The organism is Curtobacterium sp. VKM Ac-1395, assembly GCF_015350975.1.
Taxonomy (GTDB): Bacteria; Actinomycetota; Actinomycetes; order Actinomycetales; family Microbacteriaceae; genus Curtobacterium.
The window spans coordinates 285026-302563 of record NZ_JADKRX010000001.1; the positions used below are offsets into that span (position 1 = coordinate 285026).

Sequence of the window (17538 nt, forward strand, 5' to 3'; positions counted from 1 at the left end):
GGGCGTCTGACGGCCCCCCAGGGGCAGTCACGGCGTCTGACTCCGACGACGGCTGCGCGTCCGCCGTCATCGGGTGATGACCGTGTGGCGGTCGCGACCCTCACCCTCGGACTCCGAGTTGAAGCCCTTCTCCGCGACCAGGTCGTGCACGAGCTTGCGTTCGTAGGAGGACATCGGGGGGAGCGCCGCCGTGGGCGACCCGGCCTCGATGCGCTCGACCGCGGTGTCGACGAGCCGCTGGAGTTCCTCGGCGCGGGCGTCCCGCGAGCCACCGACGTCGAGGATGAGCCGGCTGAACTCGCCCGTCTCGGCCTGCACGGCGATGCGCGTGAGCTCCTGGAGCGCGGTCACGGTGTCCGGCTTCGCGAGCACCCGCAGGGCGTTGCCCTCGTCCGTGACGGACAGGTAGACGCGACCCGCGCGCTCCTCGATCTCGATGTCGCCGTCGAGGTCGCAGATGTCGAGCAGTTCCTCGATGTAGTCCGCAGCGATGTCGGCTTCGTCGCGGGTCTCGTCGTCGAGGTCCTCCTCGACGTCGTCGACCGCACCGGTCGTGGTCAGCTCAGCCTCGGTCGGCTCGACCGCTGCGGCGGTGTCCTGCTCGGTCACTTGGTCTTCCCGTTCTTCTTGGAGCGCTGCTTGCCGACCGGCTGCTGGCGCTGCGTCGTCGTGATGCGCACGGCTTCCATCTCGGCGGCACCGGCACCGGCACCGGCGCCGGCCTCGGCGAGGACCCCGGCGGGTGTCCCACGGCGCTGGGCCTTCTTCGCGAGGCGGACCTCGCGGGCCAGGGCCGCTTCGGAACCCGGCGTCGGCATGCTGCGGATGACGAAGTACTGCTGCGCCATCGTCCAGAGGTTCGACGCGAGCCAGTAGAACATGACGCCGAGGGGGAACGAGAGACCCGAGATCACGAAGATCAGGGGGAGCACGTACAGCATCATCTTCTGCTGGCGGTACATCGGAGACTCCTTGGTCTCCGGCGACATGTTCTTGGCGACGAGCTGCAGCTGCGTGACGAACTGCGATGCCGTCATGACCACGATCATGAAGCCCGCGATGATGCGGACCTCCCACCCGGAGGCGTTCGTGAAGGTCTCGTGCAGCGGGGCACCGAAGAGCGACGCGTTGCCGAACTCCCGGGCCAGGTCGTTCGTGAGCAGACCGATGCCGGTCTTGTTGATCTGGGCTTCGTGCAGCACCGAGTACAGCGAGAAGAAGATCGGCATCTGCAGCAGGAGCGGCAGGCAGGAGCTCAACGGGTTCGTCCCGGTCTCCTTGTACAGCGCCATGGTCTCGCGGGACATGGCCTCACGCGAGAACTGGTCCTTCTTGCCCTTGTACTTGTCCTGGATCTTCTTCAGCTGCGGCGCGACCTCGAGCATGCGACGCTGCGACTTGATCTGGCGCACGAAGATCGGGATCAGTGCGGCACGGACCACGAAGGTCAGGAAGATGATCGACAGGACCCAGGTCAGGCCCGCTGCGGGGTCCAGACCGAGGTTCTCGAAGATCCAGTGGAAGCCGACCAGGATGGCGGAGACCACCCACTTGAGGGGCCAGAGGATCGTTCCGATGAGGTCCATGAGGACGGTCACGCCTTTCGAGTGCGCTGGGGGAACAGCACCGGACGGAGGGTGCCGACCGGGGACTGCGACTGCTGCTGGACCGGGGCGAGCACGAACCCGAACCGGTTGACGGTGTGGGGCTCGCGTCGTGCCGGGACGTCGTCGATGCCGCCGGCGGCCCAGGGGTTGCACCGGCCGATGCGCCAGGCGCCCATGGCGGTCCCGCGTACGACGCCGTACTGCTGGATCGCCTCGAGCGCGTAACGCGAGCACGAGGGGTGGTACCGGCAGACGTTGCCGTAGAGCGGGGAGATCACGGCGCGGTAGGCCCGGAGGACGACCACGCAGACGTTGCGTGGGAGCAACACGACCACCCAGAGCACACGGACCCACTGGGTCCGAAGGGAACTCTGGGTCCGCATCGAGCGCGTCCGGTTCATGCTGCCTTCTCCACACCGCGCGCGAACGAGCGCGAGACGTCTTCGAGCAGGGTAGGCCACGTGGCCTGCGCAGCGGCTGGCAGTGCGCGGACGACCACGTCGTGCCCGACCGGGACCGTCGCGAGCAGGTCGTGGGCGATGCCCTTGAACCGGCGTCGCAAGAGGTTGCGGGTCACGGCGTTGCCGACCGTCTTCGCCACGATGAACCCGAACCGTGTCGGAGCGTCCGGGTCCGCGGGTCGACGGACGACGGACACCACCACGGTCGGTGTCGCGATCCTGCGGCCACGACGGACGGTCGCGCGGTAGTCGTCCCCGCGCACGATGCGGTTCGCACGAGCGAGCATGACGTCACCGACCCGTCCGGCAGCACGGGTCGAGACGCCGACCGCGCAGCGAAGCGCCGCCCGGGTGGACCTGGGGTCCACGCCGGAGCGGCGCGATCGGCTGCACAGCCGGACCAGCGTGAGGCTGGATCAGGCGGAGAGCTCGGTGCGGCCCTTGGCGCGACGTGCGGCCAGGATGCTGCGGCCGGCACGGGTGCGCATGCGGAGGCGGAAGCCGTGCTTCTTGGCGCGGCGACGGTTGTTCGGCTGGAAGGTGCGCTTGCTCATGATCTTCTCCACACGGCTGCTCGAGGCGAGCCGTCACGAATGGGTTTGGTTGAACCAGGTGGGCGCGACCAAGGGGCCGCTGTCAACTTGTCCACGGTACGTGACAGGGGCGAGCAGGTCAAACCCCGATCACCGGACCCGGGCTCCGTGGGTGCTCCATCCCGGTTCTCCACATTGGGGACAACTTCCGTTCGGTGCGAGCGCCCCCGGTCCTTTACAGTTGGGTCATCGATCGGCCTGAGGCCCGCCACGACAGGGGAGTACCCCCGACCTGGCGCCCGGGGCGATCGTGGACAAGACTGTGGACAACCCTGTGGGGAGCCTGCGGCACAGCAGCGTCGACGAAGCAGCCCGGAGCCACGGACGACTCGCCGGGACACGGTGCTGCCGCCCGCTCCCACGTGTTCCGTGGCGCGCCCTGCGACCCGAACGACCGAACGAGACCCCTGGAGACGAGCGCGACATGACGATGCCCGCCGACCCCGTCGAGGACCTCTGGTCGAGCGTCCTCGGGCTCCTGGCCGAGGACGACCGCATCACGCCGCAGCTGCACGGCTTCCTCAACCTCGTCGAGCCGAAGGGCGTCCTCGCCGGCACCCTCTACCTCGAGGTCCCCAACGACCTGACCCGCGGCATGCTCGAGCAGCGGATCCGGATCCCGATCACCGAGGCCGTCGCCCGGATCGGTGACGACTCGGTCGCGAACTTCGCGATCACGGTCAACCCGGACATGGCCTCCGAGCCGCGGGTCGACCCCGTGGTCCCCGCGTACGCCGAGCCCACGCAGCAGCCGGTGGAGCAGAGCGCCGCCCCGCGCCAGTACATCGAGGCCCCGTTCGTCCCGAGCCACATCGACTCCCCGGGCACCGGCGGCCGGCCCGAGTCGCGGCTCAACCCGAAGTACAACTTCGACAACTTCGTCATCGGCTCGTCGAACCGGTTCGCACACGCCGCGGCCGTCGCGGTCGCCGAGGCCCCGGCCAAGGCGTACAACCCGCTGTTCATCTACGGCGACTCCGGCCTCGGCAAGACCCACCTCCTGCACGCGATCGGCCACTACGCCGAGAGCCTCTACCCGGGCATCCGGGTGCGGTACGTGTCCAGCGAGGAGTTCACGAACGACTTCATCAACTCGATCGCGAACAACCGGTCCAACCAGTTCCAGCAGCGGTACCGCGACATCGACATCCTGCTCATCGACGACATCCAGTTCCTCCAGGGCAAGGACTCGACGCAAGAGGCCTTCTTCCACACGTTCAACACGCTGCACGACCACAACAAGCAGGTCGTGGTCACGTCGGACGTCGCGCCGAAGCACCTCACGGGCTTCGAGGACCGGATGCGCAGCCGCTTCGAGTGGGGCCTGATCACCGATGTCCAGGTCCCGGACCTCGAGACCCGCATCGCGATCCTCCGCAAGAAGGCACAGTCGGACCACCTGCAGGTGCCGGACGACATCCTCGAGTTCATGGCCTCGAAGGTCTCCAGCAACATCCGGGAACTCGAGGGCACGCTCATCCGCGTCACCGCGTTCGCGAGCCTGAACCGGACGGCCGTCGACATGGCGCTCGTGCAGACGGTCCTCAAGGACCTGATCACGCTCGACGAGGACAACGTCATCGCGCCGACGGACATCATCAACCACACCGCGGAGTACTTCAAGCTCTCCGTCGACGACCTCTACGGGTCGTCCCGGTCGCAGGCCATCGCGACCGCACGACAGATCGCGATGTACCTCTGCCGTGAGCTCACGAGCCTGTCCCTGCCCAAGATCGGGCAGCTGTTCGGCAACCGCGACCACACCACCGTCATGTACGCGAACAAGAAGATCGCGGACCTGATGAAGGAACGGCGCTCCATCTACAACCAGGTCACGGAGCTCACGAGCCGGATCAAGCAGGACCGCCGGTACCGCTGAGCACCTGCTCGCACCGGCGGCTCACGTCGCGCAGAACATCGGTTCACGCGGCCGGGAGGCTCCTCCCACGTCCCGACATCGGCTCGCCTGGGCGCGCGTCCACCATCTGAGACGGTTCCACACGGCGGTTTTCACACAGTGTGGAAAGCCTGTGGATAACTGTGGAGGACACGCCGGACGGTTGTACACAGCGATGGGGGTGTCTGTGGAAACTGGGGATGGAAGTGGATAGACGAGGAAGATTCATCCCGAGGGTGCCCACAGGCCGCCCACAAGTCACAACCGTGTAGTTCCCTTGCGGTGACTGGTCTCCACAGAGTTGTCCACAGTGTGCACAGGCGTTAATACGATTACTCCTGTTCATCTCTAGGGATCCCTGGGCCAACCTTGTGGACGGCGGGATGACAAGAAATCCGGCCTCCGCCGGGCTGTGCCACAATGGGGCGGCCGGACAGTCCAACCATCGACAGGGGTCCCAGCTGTGAAGTTCGAGGTCAACCGGGACGTCTTCTCCGAAGCCGTCTCGTTCGCGGTGAAACTCCTCCCACAGCGCACGACCCTCCCGATCCTCTCGGGTGTCCTGATCCATGCCGAAGGCGAGCGTCTGACGCTGTCGTCCTTCGACTACGAGGTCTCGGCGCAGACGTCGATCTCGGCGCAGATCGACGAGTCGGGCACGGTCCTGGTCTCCGGTCGGCTGCTCAACGACATCGCGAGCCGCCTGCCGAACGCCCCGGTCACGTTCTCCACGGACGAGTCCCGGATCACCGTCACCTGTGGCTCGGCGCACTTCACCCTCCTGAGCATGCCGGTCGAGGAGTACCCGACCCTGCCGGAGGTCGGCCCGCAGACCGGTGTCATCCCTGGCGACGCCTTCTCGGAAGCCGTCTCCCAGGTCGCCGTCGCCGCCAGCCGTGACGACGTCACCCCGGTCATCACCGGCGTGCAGCTCGAGGTCAGCGACAACGACCTCTCGCTCATCGCGACCGACCGCTACCGCGTCGCCGTCCGCACGATCCAGTGGGACTCCGGCCGCTCCGGTGGCGAACCCACCGAGCCGATGCACGCGCTCGTCCCGGCCCGCACCCTGCAGGAGGTCGGCCGCACGTTCGGCTCGGCCACCACGGTGTCGGTGTCCATCAGCGGCAACTCGGACCGCGAGCTCATCGCGTTCCAGGCCGCCGACAAGACGGTCACGTCCCTGCTCATCAAGGGCAACTACCCGCCGGTCCGCCGGCTCTTCCCCGAGACCGTCCAGGACCACGCCGTGATCAACACGGCTGAGCTGGTCGAAGCGGTCCGACGGGTCTCCCTCGTCCTGGAGCGCGAAGCCGCGCTCCGGTTCTCCTTCACGGTCGACGGGCTCACGCTCGAGGCGATCGGATCCGAACAAGCGCAGGCGTCAGAGTCGATCGATGCGTTGCTGACCGGTGAGGACATGGTGGTCTCGTTGAAGCCCGCCTTCCTCCTGGACGGGTTGAACGCGGTGCACTCCGAGTTCGTCCGCATCTCCTTCACCAAGACGGAGAACCCCAACAAGCCGGGCCCGGTGCTCATCACCGGCCAGTCCTCGCGCGAGGAACCGGCCACGGACGGATACCGGTACCTGCTGCAGCCCAACCTCCTGCTGCGATAGCGCAACAGTCACACCTGCGCTGACGCGTCACTCGTGGCCCCAGCGCGACGACGAACAGAAGAAGGAAATCATGGAGATCGGTCTTGTCGGCCTCGGGAAGATGGGCAACAACATGCGTGCGCGTCTGCGCAACGCAGGGATCGACGTCGTCGGGTACGACGCCAACCCCGCCGTCTCGGACGTCGCTGACCTCGGCGCCCTCGCGAAGGCCCTGACCGGCCCGCGTCTGGTCTGGGTCATGGTCCCCCACGGGAAGATCACCGACGACGTCATCAACGACCTCGCCGAGGTCCTCGAGCCGGGTGACCTCGTCATCGACGGCGGCAACTCGAAGTGGCTCGACGACGAGGTGCACGCCAAGCTGCTCGACGCCAAGGGCATCCGCTACGTGGACGCCGGCGTCTCCGGCGGTGTCTGGGGCCTCGACAACGGCTACGGCCTGATGGTCGGCGGCGACGCTGCCGACATCGAGCGCGCCATGCCGGTGTTCGACGCGCTCCGCCCCGAAGGCCCCCGCGAAGAGGGCTTCTCGCACGCCGGCCCGATCGGCGCCGGCCACTACGCCAAGATGGTGCACAACGGCATCGAGTACGCGATCATGCAGGCGTACGGCGAGGGCTACGAGCTCCTCGAGGCCAAGGACCTGATCAAGGACGTCCCCGCGGTCTTCGCCGGGTGGCAGCGCGGCACGGTCGTGCGCTCCTGGCTGCTCGACCTCATGGTGCTCGCCCTCAACGAGGACCCGCAGCTCACCGAGCTCGAGGGCTACGTCGAGGACTCGGGCGAGGGTCGCTGGACCCTCGAAGAGGGCATCGAGCTCGCCGTGCCGATGCCGGCGCTCTCGGCGTCGATCTTCGCGCGCTTCGTCTCGCGTCAGGGCAGCGCGTCCCCGACGATGAAGGCCGTCGCGGCGCTCCGCAACCAGTTCGGCGGCCACGCCGTCAAGAAGTCCTAGGACTTCCCGGGGGAACCCGGCCTCGGCCCGCGTGCACGTCGACCATCTCCAGCTCACCGACTTCCGGAACTACCGGCAGGCGGAGGTCGACTTCGCACGCGGGCCGAACCTGTTCGTCGGACGGAACGGCCAGGGCAAGACGAACCTCGTCGAGTCCATCGCCTACCTGTCCACGCTCGGGTCGCATCGCGTGCCGACGGACGCCGCCCTCGTGCGACAGGGGTGCGACGCGGCGATCGTCCGCGCTCGACTCGCGCACGAGGACCGGAGCATCCTCGCCGAGGTGCAGATCAACCGCTCGGGGTCGAACCGGGCGCAGGTGAACCGCTCGGCGATCAAGCCGCGGGAGCTCCCGCGCTACTGCACGAGCGTGCTCTTCGCACCGGAGGACCTGGCGCTCGTCCGCGGCGAACCGTCCGGTCGTCGTCGCATGCTCGACGAGCTCCTCGTGCAGATCGCGCCGCGGATGCAGGGCGTCATCGCCGACTACGACCGCACGCTCCGGCAGCGCAACACCCTGCTGAAGTCGGCGAGGAACTCCGGCGCCAAGGCCGGGTCGCTCTCGACGCTCGAGGTCTGGGACGAACGGCTCGTCGCGTTCGGCTCCGAGATCATCGCCGCCCGCGACCACCTGACCCGTCGGCTCGCGCCCTTCGTCGCGGAGTCGTACGCGATGGTCGCCGGCGAACGGCACGAGGCCACGATCTCCGGCGTGCTCTCCGTCCGGGGCGGCGACCCCGAGGCCGCGAGCGCCACCGACCCCGTGCTCGGCACCCCGGACGAACCCGTCACGGTCCCCGCTGCGGCGGAGGCCTTCCGTCAGGCGCTGGAACGCCGTCGCCGCGACGAACTCGACCGCGGGCTGACCCTCGCCGGGCCCCACCGCGACGACGTGCTCTTCACCCTGAACGGGTTACCTGCCCGCGGTTACGCCAGTCACGGGGAGTCGTGGTCCTTCGCGCTCGCGATCCAGCTCGCGTCGGCGTCGATCCTGCGCGCGGAGTCGAGCCTCGGCGACCCGATCATCATCCTCGACGACGTCTTCGCCGAACTCGACGAGTCCCGGCGGGAACGGCTCGGTTCCGCGGTGGCGGACTACGAGCAGGTCCTCATCACCGCGGCGGTGTTCGGTGACGTCCCCGGGCAGCTGGCTGCGCACACCGTGCGGATCGAGGCCGGCACCATCGTGACCGACGAGACCGAGCCGAGCCGGGCCTCCAGTCCGGCGACGCCGACGGAGGCCTGATGCCCAGGCCGTGGAAGCCCACCGAACCCAGCCGTGTGTACCAGCACATGAAGGCGGTGTTCGGCGACCCGGGCAAGCGCGGGGTCGACGCGCGCCGCCGCCGTGCCAAGGAGATCGACGCCGACACCGTGCCCTACGGTCGCGGTCGTGAGCCGAAGGGCCTCGGTGACATCGTCGGGTCGCTCGCGGCCGAGCTGGGCTGGACGGAGCCACTGGCGCGTTCGGAGCTCTTCGTCGACTGGCCGAGCGTGGTCGGCGAGGAGCTCGCGAAGCACTCCCGTCCGACCGACATCGAGGACGGTGCACTGCTCATCCGGTGTGACTCGACGGCGTGGGCGACGCAGCTGCGACTGATGCGCGCGAGCGTGACCACGACCATCGCGGAGCGGCACCCGGAAGCGGGCGTCGAGTCGATCCGGGTCTCAGGCCCGGACGCCCCCACCTGGAAACGTGGCCCCAGGAGCGTCCAGGGGCGCGGCCCTCGCGACACCTACGGTTGAGCAGACCAAATCGTCCTCTGGTCGCGAAATCGCCCGTCTGTGGCCCGTTTCAGCCCTGGGGACGAGGCTGCTGCGATAGACTGGGCGGTGCAGTGCGTGGGTGTTCCGCGCGCAGGCAGGAGCACTCTCGACATGGCATCAGCATCTGACGACGACCGACAGGACTCGCTCAGCGAGCAGGCCCAGCAGAGCGAGTCGTCCTACGGCGCAGACCAGATCCAGGTGCTCGAGGGGCTCGAGGCCGTCCGCAAGCGCCCCGGCATGTACATCGGCTCGACGGGCCCGCGCGGGCTCCACCACCTCGTGCAGGAGATCGTCGACAACTCCGTCGACGAGGCCCTCGCCGGGTACTGCGACACCATCGACATCACGATCCGCGAAGACGGCGGCGTCCGCGTGGTCGACAACGGCCGTGGCATCCCCGTGGACGTGCACTCGGCCGAGGGCGTCTCGACGCTCCAGGTCGTCCTGACCGTCCTGCACGCCGGCGGCAAGTTCGGCGGCGGCGGGTACGCGGTCTCCGGTGGTCTGCACGGTGTCGGTTCCTCCGTCGTGAACGCGCTCTCGAGCGAGCTCGACGTCGAGGTCCGTCGTCAGGGACACGTCTGGCGCCAGAGCTACACCGACGGCGTCCCGGTCGCCCCCGTCTCGAAGGACGAAGAGACCAACGAGACCGGCACGACCATCACGTTCTGGCCGAACGCCGAGATCTTCGAGTCGATCGACTTCGACTACGAGACCCTGCGCGCACGCTTCCAGCAGATGGCGTTCCTCAACAAGGGCCTCCGCCTGAACCTGCGCGACGAGCGCACCCCGGACGAAGGGGAGGAGTCGCGCCACGACAGCTTCCGCTACGACCGCGGCCTCGCCGACTACGTCGAGTACCTCGGTGCGCAGAAGAAGGCCGACCTGGTGCACCCCGACGTCATCGGCTTCGAGTCCGAGGACACCGAGCGCAAGATCGCGCTCGAGGTCGCGATGCAGTGGAACACCTCGTACCAGGAGAGCGTCCACACCTTCGCGAACACGATCAACACGCACGAGGGCGGCACCCACGAAGAGGGCTTCCGCGCCGCACTCACGACGCTGGTCAACCGCTACGCGCGTGAAGCGAAGATCATCAAGGAGAAGGACGACAACCTCACGGGTGACGACATCCGTGAAGGGCTGACGGCCGTCATCTCCGTGAAGCTCGCCGAGCCGCAGTTCGAGGGCCAGACGAAGACCAAGCTCGGCAACACCGAGGCCAAGTCCTTCGTCCAGCGCGTCGTCGGCACCGAGCTCACCCACTGGTTCGAGAGCAACCCGACCCAGGCGCGCGACGTCGTCCGCAAGGCGATCCAGGCCTCGCAGGCACGACTCGCTGCCCGCAAGGCCCGTGAGACCACGCGGCGCAAGGGCCTGCTCGAGTCGGGCGGCATGCCGGGCAAGCTCAAGGACTGCCAGTCGAAGGACCCGACCCTGTCGGAGATCTTCATGGTCGAGGGCGACTCGGCCGGGGGTTCCGCCGTGCAGGGCCGCAACCCGATGACCCAGGCGATCCTGCCCCTCCGCGGCAAGATCCTGAACGTCGAGAAGGCCCGTCTCGACCGGGCCCTGGCGAACCAGGAGATCCAGTCGATGATCACGGCGTTCGGCGCCGGCATCGGCGAGGACTTCGACCCGGACAAGGCCAGGTACCACAAGATCGTGCTGATGGCCGACGCCGACGTCGACGGCCAGCACATCACGACGCTCCTGCTGACGCTGCTGTTCCGGTACATGCGACCACTCATCGAGCGTGGCTACGTCTACCTCGCGCAGCCGCCGCTGTACCGCCTGAAGTGGTCGAACTCCGCCCACGAGTACGTCTTCAGCGACCGTGAGCGCGACGCCCTGCTGCAGTCCGGCATCGCCTCGGGCAAGCGCATCCCGAAGGACAACGGGATCCAGCGCTACAAGGGCCTCGGCGAGATGGACTACAAGGAGCTCTGGGACACCACCATGAACCCGGACACCCGCACCCTGCTGCAGGTCACGCTCGAGGACGCCGCCGCCGTGGACAGCACCTTCGCCACGCTCATGGGCGAGGACGTCGACGCTCGTCGCCAGTTCATCCAGCAGAACGCGAAGGACGTCCGGTTCCTGGACATCTGATCACCGGACCAGCAGGCCGCGCGAGCCGCGTGCCCTGGTCCTGACCACCTGTGGTCGCGCCCGGCGCGACGAACGCCACCACGGCCTCCTGGCCGTCAGAAAGGTAGCCGAGCCAGATGGCTGACGAGAACGAAACCAACGACGACCAGCCCGAGATCGTGCACGGCGAGGTCGGGGACATCGTCGTCTCCGGCGACCGCATCTCGCAGGTCGACCTGCAGCTCGAGATGCAGCGGTCGTACCTCGACTACGCGATGTCGGTCATCGTCGGGCGCGCGCTGCCCGAGGTCCGCGACGGCCTGAAGCCCGTGCACCGCCGCGTGCTCTACGCGATGTACGACGGCGGCTACCGGCCGGACCGCGCCTTCTCGAAGTGCTCCCGCGTCGTCGGCGACGTGATGGGCCAGTTCCACCCGCACGGTGACAGCGCGATCTACGACGCACTCGTCCGACTCGTGCAGCCGTGGTCGCTCCGGTACCCGCTCGCACTCGGCCAGGGCAACTTCGGGTCGCCCGGCAACGACGGCGCCGCGGCCCCGCGGTACACCGAGACCAAGATGGCGCCGCTCGCCATGGAGATGGTCCGGGACATCGACGAGGAGACCGTCGACTTCCAGGACAACTACGACGGCCGCACGCAGGAGCCGGCGATCCTGCCGTCCCGGTTCCCGAACCTGCTCGTCAACGGCTCGGTCGGCATCGCAGTCGGCATGGCGACGAACATCCCGCCGCACAACCTGCGCGAGGTCGCCGCCGGCGCGAAGTGGGCGCTCGAGAACCCCGACGCCACGCGTGAAGAGCTGCTCGCGGCGCTCATGCAGCGGATCAAGGGACCGGACTTCCCCACCGGTGCGCAGATCCTCGGCGTCAAGGGCATCCAGGACGCCTACCGGACCGGCCGCGGGTCGATCACCATGCGTGCCGTCGTCAGCGTCGAGGAGATCCAGGCGCGCACCTGCCTCGTCGTCACCGAGCTGCCGTACCAGGTCAACCCCGACAACCTCGCGATCAAGATCGCCGAGCTGGTCAAGGACGGCCGTCTCGCCGGCGTCGCCGACATCCGCGACGAGACCTCCGGGCGCACCGGCCAGCGCCTGGTCATCGTGCTCAAGCGCGACGCCGTGGCGAAGGTCGTGCTGAACAACCTCTACAAGCACACGCAGCTGCAGGAGAACTTCGGCGCGAACATGCTCGCGATCGTCGACGGTGTCCCGCGTACCCTGGCGCTCGACGGCTTCATCTCCGCCTGGGTCGACCACCAGGTCGAGGTCATCGTCCGCCGCACCCAGTACCGCCTGCGCGAAGCCGAGAAGCGCGCGCACATCCTGCGCGGCTACCTGGCAGCGCTCGACGCCCTCGACGAGGTCATCGCGCTCATCCGTCGGTCGCCCGACGTCGAAGAGGCCCGCAGCGGCCTGATGGACCTGCTCTCCGTCGACGAGATCCAGGCCCGCGCGATCCTCGAGCTGCAGCTGCGCCGTCTGGCCGCGCTGGAGCGACAGAAGATCCACGAGGAAGCCGAGGCGCTCGAGCTCAAGATCGCCGACTTCGAGGACATCCTCGCCCGCCCGGAGCGCCAGCGTCGCATCATCGGCGAGGAGCTCGACGAGATCGTCGAGCGCTTCGGTGACGACCGCCGCAGCGAGATCATGTTCGGGTACGACGGCGACATGTCGATCGAGGACCTCATCCCCGAGGAAGAGGTCGTCGTCACCATCACCCGCGGTGGGTACGTCAAGCGCACGCGCAGCGACCAGTACCGCGCGCAGCACCGCGGCGGACGTGGCGTGCGTGGCGCCCAGCTGCGTGCCGACGACGTGGTCGAGCACTTCTTCGTCACGACGACGCACCACTGGCTGCTGTTCCTCACCGACCAGGGCCGCGTGTACCGGGCCAAGGCGTACGAACTGCAGGAAGCCGGCCGCGACGCCAAGGGCCAGCACTCCGCCAACCTGCTCGCGATGCAGCCGGACGAGCGGATCCAGCAGGTCCTCGACATCCGCGACTACGAGGCCGCCCAGTACCTCGTGCTCGCCACCGAGCACGGCCTGGTCAAGAAGACCGCGCTGACCGAGTACGACACGAACCGCACCGGCGGCATCATCGCTATCAACCTGCGCGACGGTGACAAGCTCCGGTCGGCGTTGCTCGTCGACGAGACCGACGACCTGCTCCTCGTCTCGCGCCACGGCATGTCCCTCCGCTTCACGGCGACGAACGACACGCTCCGCCCGATGGGCCGCTCGACCTCCGGCGTGAAGGGCATGTCCTTCCGCGACGGCGACTCGCTGCTCGCGGCACGGGTGGTCTCGGACGACGGCTTCGTCTGGGTGATGACCGAGGGCGGCTACGCCAAGCGCACCTCCGTCGACCAGTACCGCATCCAGGGCCGTGGTGGTCTCGGCATCAAGGTGGCCAAGCTCGCCGCTGACCGGGGCGACCTGGTGGGCGCGCTCATCGTGGGTGAGGACGACGAGGTGCTCGTCGTGCTGCAATCGGGCAAGGTGGTAAGGTCTGCCGTGGCCGAGGTCCCCGCCAAGGGCCGAGACACGATGGGAGTCGTCTTCGCGCGTTTCGCGGAGAACGACCGGATCATCGCGGTGGCCCGGAACACAGAGCGGAACCTGGACGACCAGGACGACCCCGAGATCGAGCCTGCGGGCCCGGTGGAGACGGTGAGCCCGGACGAAGCGGCTCCCGACCCCGCCGACACAGTGCCCACGGACACCGTGGCCGGAGAGGACCAGTCAAGCAATGAGTAGTGTCGCCGAGAAGCTCCAGAGGAAGGCGAAGCGGCCCGTCGGCACCCGACAGGTCCGCCTGCGCCTCGTGTACCTCGACTTCTGGTCGGTGGTGAAGCTCAGCTTCCTCATCGCCCTCGCCGGCAGCATCGTGATCGTCGTCGCCACCGCGCTCGTCTGGCTCATCCTCAACCAGACCGGCGTGTTCGAGAAGATCGACATGCTGCTGAAGGACGTCACCGGGCAGAACGGGTACTCGATCATGGACCAGTTCTCACTGGGCCAGGTCCTCGGGTTCTCGATCGTCGTCGGCATCCTCAACGTCGTCGTCGGCACCGTGCTCGGCGCCATCGTGAGCGTGTTGTACAACCTCAGCGTGCGGATCACGGGCGGTCTGCTCGTGGGCTTCACCAACAACTGACACACCCGGCCGGATGAGGCCGACCACTCGATTTCGTTCCCACGACTTCCTGCGGTAGGCTTTCATCCGATCTGAGGGGCTATAGCTCAGGCGGTTAGAGCGCTTCGCTGATAACGAAGAGGTCCAAGGTTCAAGTCCTTGTAGCCCCACCACAATTCAACTCCCGCGTCGGATCTCTCGACGTGGCGGCCGGTTCGGTCGCTCCGGGGCCTTAGCTCAGTTGGTAGAGCGCTGCCTTTGCAAGGCAGATGTCAGGAGTTCGAATCTCCTAGGCTCCACTCCCTCGGCCCCTGGTCGGCGACTCCGGTCGTCGTCGCAGGGGCTTCGTGCTGCGCGGGCGGGTTCTCGCCGACGCGAGTGGTCACGACTCCCCGCTCAGGTGCGCCGAGTGGTCGCATGTCGTCGGCTCCGGGCGCCGTCACCGACGGGCTGTGGCCGGTGGACGGGGCGCGGACGGGGTGTCGTGACCGGTCGGCGGGCTGGAGGCTCGGGGCGGGCTGCGACGCGCCTCCCGTCCGCTGCGGGGTTGGGCTGGCACCGCCGAGCGGGTGAGATCGCAGTTGGTGTCGGGTCAGCGTGCGTCGAGGCGACAGGGAGTGCGATCTCGGTACCGCGAGTGGGCGCAACGCCCCGCTCAGGTGCGCTGACTGGTCGCGGGTCGTCGGCTCAGCGCGACGTCAACGACGGGCTGTGGCCGGTGGACGGGGCGCGAGCGGGGTGTCGTGACCGGTCGGCGGGCTGGAGGCTCGGGGCGGGGCCGCGACGCGCCTCCCGTCCGGCGCGGGGCTGGGCTGGCGCCGCCGCCCGGGTGAGATCGCAGTTGGTGTCGGTGCGTCCCGCTCGGAGCGCCGAGTGGTCGCGGGTCGTCGGCTCAGCGCGACGTCAACGACGGGCTGTGGCCGGTGGACGGGACGCGAGCGGGGTGTCGTGACCGGTCGGCGGGCTGGAGGCTCGGGGCGGGGCCGCGACGCGCCTCCCGTCCGGTGCGGGGCTGGGCTGGCGCCGCCGCCCGGGTGAGGTCGCAGTTGGTGTCGGGTCAGCGTGCGTCGAGGCGACACGAAGTGCGATATCGGCACCGGCGGCCGCCACGGCACCCCGGGAACGACGACGGGCCCCGGCGCAGTGCCGGGGCCCGTCGTCCGTACCGGAGAGGTCAGGCTGCGGACTTGTCCGCGGAGTCGGAGTCGTCGGCAACCCAGAGGTCGTCGTCGGCTCGGAGCGTCTGGTACGCGGCGTAGGCGGCACCGGCAACGGCGACGACACCGACGATGATCAGTGCGACACCACCGAAACCGAGGCCCTTCTTCTGCTGCGACGGGACGTACTTCGCAGCGGCCTTCTTGGCGCTCTTGCTCTTCTTCTGCGCGTTCTTCACGAGCTTCTTGACGCGGGGGTCCTTCGCGAGGTCGCCCACGCTCATGACCGAGCCCGCGGTCGAGACGAGGCCGGGGATGACCTCGGTCTGGAAACGGTGCGAAGCGGTCTGTGCTGCCGAGGTGGCGGCGTGGACACCCGTGGCGACAGCCGGGCGGATGCCGTTGTCGATCGCGTTCTGGACGCGGGGTGCGATGTCCTTGCGTGCTGCGTCAGCGGCGTGCGAGCGGGCCTCGGCGAGGATCTCGTTCGCGTGCTCGAGCACCTTGCGCTGCTCACCGAGGAGCGTGGCGGTCTTGCCCTTGAGCTTCTTGATCTGCTTCCGGCGCTTGCGCGGCAGTTCGATCGTCGTCATCTGGTACCTCCATCGGAACGGCGTGGCCCCCATCCTGCCACCGCAACGCCTGACAGGTCACGGAGTCACAGCTGTGGGTACCGTCTGTACGCAGGGGACGCATGCGAGAATCGGAACATGTCTCTGCACACCGCTGTCGCAACGATCCACACGAACAAGGGCGACATCCGCGTCAACCTGTTCGGCAACCACGCTCCCAAGACCGTCAAGAACTTCGTCGACCTGGCCACCGGCCAGCAGGAGTGGACCCACCCGGGCACCGGCAAGGTCTCCACCGACAAGCTCTACGACGGCGTGGTCTTCCACCGCATCATCAAGGACTTCATGATCCAGGGCGGCGACCCGCTCGGCCAGGGCATCGGCGGCCCCGGCTACCGCTTCGACGACGAGATCTCGCCCGAGCTCACCTTCCAGAACCCGTACATCTTCGCGATGGCCAACGCCGGACTCCAGGGTGGCCGTGGCACCAACGGCTCGCAGTTCTTCATCACGACCGTGGCGACCCCCTGGCTCCAGGGCAAGCACACCATCTTCGGTGAAGTCGCCGACGACGAGTCCCGCGCCGTGGTCGACGCGATCGAGGGCGTCCCCACCGACGGTCGTGACAAGCCCGTCGAGGACGTCGTCATCAACAGCATCGACGTCGAGTCCGTCTGACCTTGACCGACCAGGCGTACAACCCGGCGAACTACTGCTACCGGCACCCGGACCGGCAGAGCTTCATCCTCTGCCAGCGGTGCGGACGGACGATCTGCACCGAGTGCCAGACGCCGGCGGCCGTCGGGGTGCACTGCCCGGAGTGCGTGCGCGAGCAGCGAGCGCAGTTCACCGCGAACCGTCGTGCGACCGGACCGAGCGGGTTCACGGTCGCACGACGGCGCTTCGCCATGCTCGACCAGAAGGCCACGGTGGTCATCGTCGCGGTCTCGGTCGCGATCTGGCTGCTCGACCAGGTGTCCGGGCGCTTCTTCACGCAGCTGCTCGGCTACAACGCGTACTACCTGCCGACGCAGCCCTGGCGCATGGTGACGTCGCTGTTCGTGCACTCGGGGTTCTTCCACATCCTGTTCAACATGTGGGCGGTGTTCATCTTCGGACGGATGCTCGAGAACATGCTCGGGTCGTGGCGGTTCCTCGCGCTGTACTTCCTGTCGGGCCTCGGTGGCTCGATGGCCGTGACGCTGCTGGCGCCGACGACCTCGGTGGTCGGAGCCTCGGGCGCGATCTTCGGGCTCTTCGCGGCGTTCTTCGTCCTGCAGCGCAGCCTCGGCTCGAACGCGGTCTCCCTGCTCGTGATCATGGGACTGAACCTGGTGATCGGGTTCCTCCCCGGGACGAACATCTCCTGGCAGGCCCACGTGGGTGGCATCGCGGTCGGCTTCCTCACCGGGTACGTCTTCTCGAAGACGCGCAACGTCCGGCAGCGGGGTCTGCAGATCGGCCTGCTCGTCGGTGAAGCGGTGCTCATCATCGCCCTCACGGTCGTCGGCTACGTCCTGGCTCTCGCCTGACCGACCGCTCGACCGTCACACTGCGAACGCCCCGTCACTGTTGTGGCGGGGCGTTTTCGTACCTGTGGACAACTCGGTGAGTTACACGCGTGTGATTATCCCCACTGTGGAAACACCTGTGGA

The 17538-nt window shown here is 68.1% G+C and carries 16 protein-coding genes and 2 tRNA genes; 12 read left to right on the forward strand and 6 right to left on the reverse strand.

The window, feature by feature from the left end; genetic code table 11:
- Positions 1-66: 66 nt before the first annotated feature.
- The 5 genes from ITJ68_RS01485 to rpmH form a co-directional block, all read right to left on the reverse strand.
- Positions 67-609, reverse strand: coding sequence for a R3H domain-containing nucleic acid-binding protein (locus tag ITJ68_RS01485; protein ID WP_194659589.1), 543 nt, complete (start codon positions 607-609; stop codon positions 67-69).
- The gene (gene yidC / locus ITJ68_RS01490) at positions 606-1586 is read right to left on the reverse strand and encodes a membrane protein insertase YidC (protein ID WP_194659590.1); all 981 of its coding nucleotides are present in this window, start codon (positions 1584-1586) and stop codon (positions 606-608) included. The genes ITJ68_RS01485 and yidC overlap by 4 nt, the downstream gene beginning before the upstream one ends.
- Before the next feature lie 8 nt (positions 1587-1594).
- Entirely contained in the window at positions 1595-2008 is a 414-nt protein-coding gene (gene yidD, locus ITJ68_RS01495) for a membrane protein insertion efficiency factor YidD (RefSeq protein WP_323743179.1), read from the reverse strand.
- Positions 2005-2355, reverse strand: a complete 351-nt coding sequence (rnpA, locus tag ITJ68_RS01500; protein WP_194659591.1) for a ribonuclease P protein component — start codon at positions 2353-2355, stop codon at positions 2005-2007. The genes yidD and rnpA overlap by 4 nt, the downstream gene beginning before the upstream one ends.
- A gap of 129 nt (positions 2356-2484) precedes the next feature.
- Entirely contained in the window at positions 2485-2622 is a 138-nt protein-coding gene (gene rpmH, locus ITJ68_RS01505) for a 50S ribosomal protein L34 (protein ID WP_055951440.1), read from the reverse strand.
- A 463-nt stretch (positions 2623-3085) separates the two neighbouring features.
- On the opposite strand from rpmH, the gene dnaA reads away from it, so the two are divergent.
- The 10 genes from dnaA (at position 3086) to ITJ68_RS01555 (ending at position 14453) form a co-directional block, all read left to right on the forward strand.
- The gene (gene dnaA, locus ITJ68_RS01510; RefSeq protein ID WP_194659592.1) at positions 3086-4540 is read left to right on the forward strand and encodes a chromosomal replication initiator protein DnaA; all 1455 of its coding nucleotides are present in this window, start codon (positions 3086-3088) and stop codon (positions 4538-4540) included.
- A gap of 481 nt (positions 4541-5021) precedes the next feature.
- Complete coding sequence (dnaN, locus tag ITJ68_RS01515; protein ID WP_194659593.1) at positions 5022-6176, forward strand: DNA polymerase III subunit beta; 1155 nt, start codon at positions 5022-5024, stop codon at positions 6174-6176.
- 19 nt (positions 6177-6195) lie between these two features.
- Entirely contained in the window at positions 6196-7131 is a 936-nt protein-coding gene (gene gnd / locus ITJ68_RS01520) for a phosphogluconate dehydrogenase (NAD(+)-dependent, decarboxylating) (RefSeq protein ID WP_194660151.1), read from the forward strand.
- Positions 7132-7162: 31 nt separating this feature from the next.
- The gene (recF, locus tag ITJ68_RS01525; protein ID WP_194659594.1) at positions 7163-8377 is read left to right on the forward strand and encodes a DNA replication/repair protein RecF; all 1215 of its coding nucleotides are present in this window, start codon (positions 7163-7165) and stop codon (positions 8375-8377) included.
- Positions 8377-8877, forward strand: a complete 501-nt coding sequence (locus ITJ68_RS01530; protein WP_071278525.1) for a DUF721 domain-containing protein — start codon at positions 8377-8379, stop codon at positions 8875-8877. The genes recF and ITJ68_RS01530 overlap by 1 nt, the downstream gene beginning before the upstream one ends.
- A gap of 132 nt (positions 8878-9009) precedes the next feature.
- A complete protein-coding gene (gyrB, locus tag ITJ68_RS01535) occupies positions 9010-11013 on the forward strand; it encodes a DNA topoisomerase (ATP-hydrolyzing) subunit B (protein WP_194659595.1) in 2004 nt (667 codons plus the stop codon).
- 116 nt (positions 11014-11129) lie between these two features.
- On the forward strand, positions 11130-13775 hold the full coding sequence (gyrA, locus tag ITJ68_RS01540) for a DNA gyrase subunit A (protein WP_194659596.1): 2646 nt from the start codon (positions 11130-11132) through the stop codon (positions 13773-13775).
- Positions 13768-14175 carry a DUF3566 domain-containing protein gene (locus ITJ68_RS01545; RefSeq protein ID WP_194626788.1) on the forward strand — a complete coding sequence of 136 codons (408 nt, stop codon included), beginning with the start codon at positions 13768-13770 and terminating at the stop codon, positions 14173-14175. The genes gyrA and ITJ68_RS01545 overlap by 8 nt, the downstream gene beginning before the upstream one ends.
- A 75-nt stretch (positions 14176-14250) precedes the next feature.
- Positions 14251-14327 (forward strand) — tRNA-Ile (locus tag ITJ68_RS01550).
- A 53-nt stretch (positions 14328-14380) separates the two neighbouring features.
- Positions 14381-14453 (forward strand) — tRNA-Ala (locus ITJ68_RS01555).
- A gap of 875 nt (positions 14454-15328) precedes the next feature.
- On the opposite strand, the gene ITJ68_RS01560 is transcribed toward ITJ68_RS01555, so the two are convergent.
- Positions 15329-15904 (reverse strand): hypothetical protein, encoded by a 576-nt coding sequence (locus tag ITJ68_RS01560; protein ID WP_194659597.1) that lies wholly within the window; start codon positions 15902-15904, stop codon positions 15329-15331.
- A gap of 117 nt (positions 15905-16021) precedes the next feature.
- Here ITJ68_RS01560 and ITJ68_RS01565 point away from each other — a divergent pair, with 117 nt between their 5' ends.
- Together ITJ68_RS01565 and ITJ68_RS01570 are read left to right on the forward strand one after the other, a co-directional pair.
- Positions 16022-16561 carry a peptidylprolyl isomerase gene (locus ITJ68_RS01565; RefSeq protein WP_194626792.1) on the forward strand — a complete coding sequence of 180 codons (540 nt, stop codon included), beginning with the start codon at positions 16022-16024 and terminating at the stop codon, positions 16559-16561.
- A gap of 2 nt (positions 16562-16563) precedes the next feature.
- Positions 16564-17415, forward strand: coding sequence for a rhomboid family intramembrane serine protease (locus ITJ68_RS01570; RefSeq protein WP_194659598.1), 852 nt, complete (start codon positions 16564-16566; stop codon positions 17413-17415).
- Positions 17416-17538: the final 123 nt, after the last annotated feature.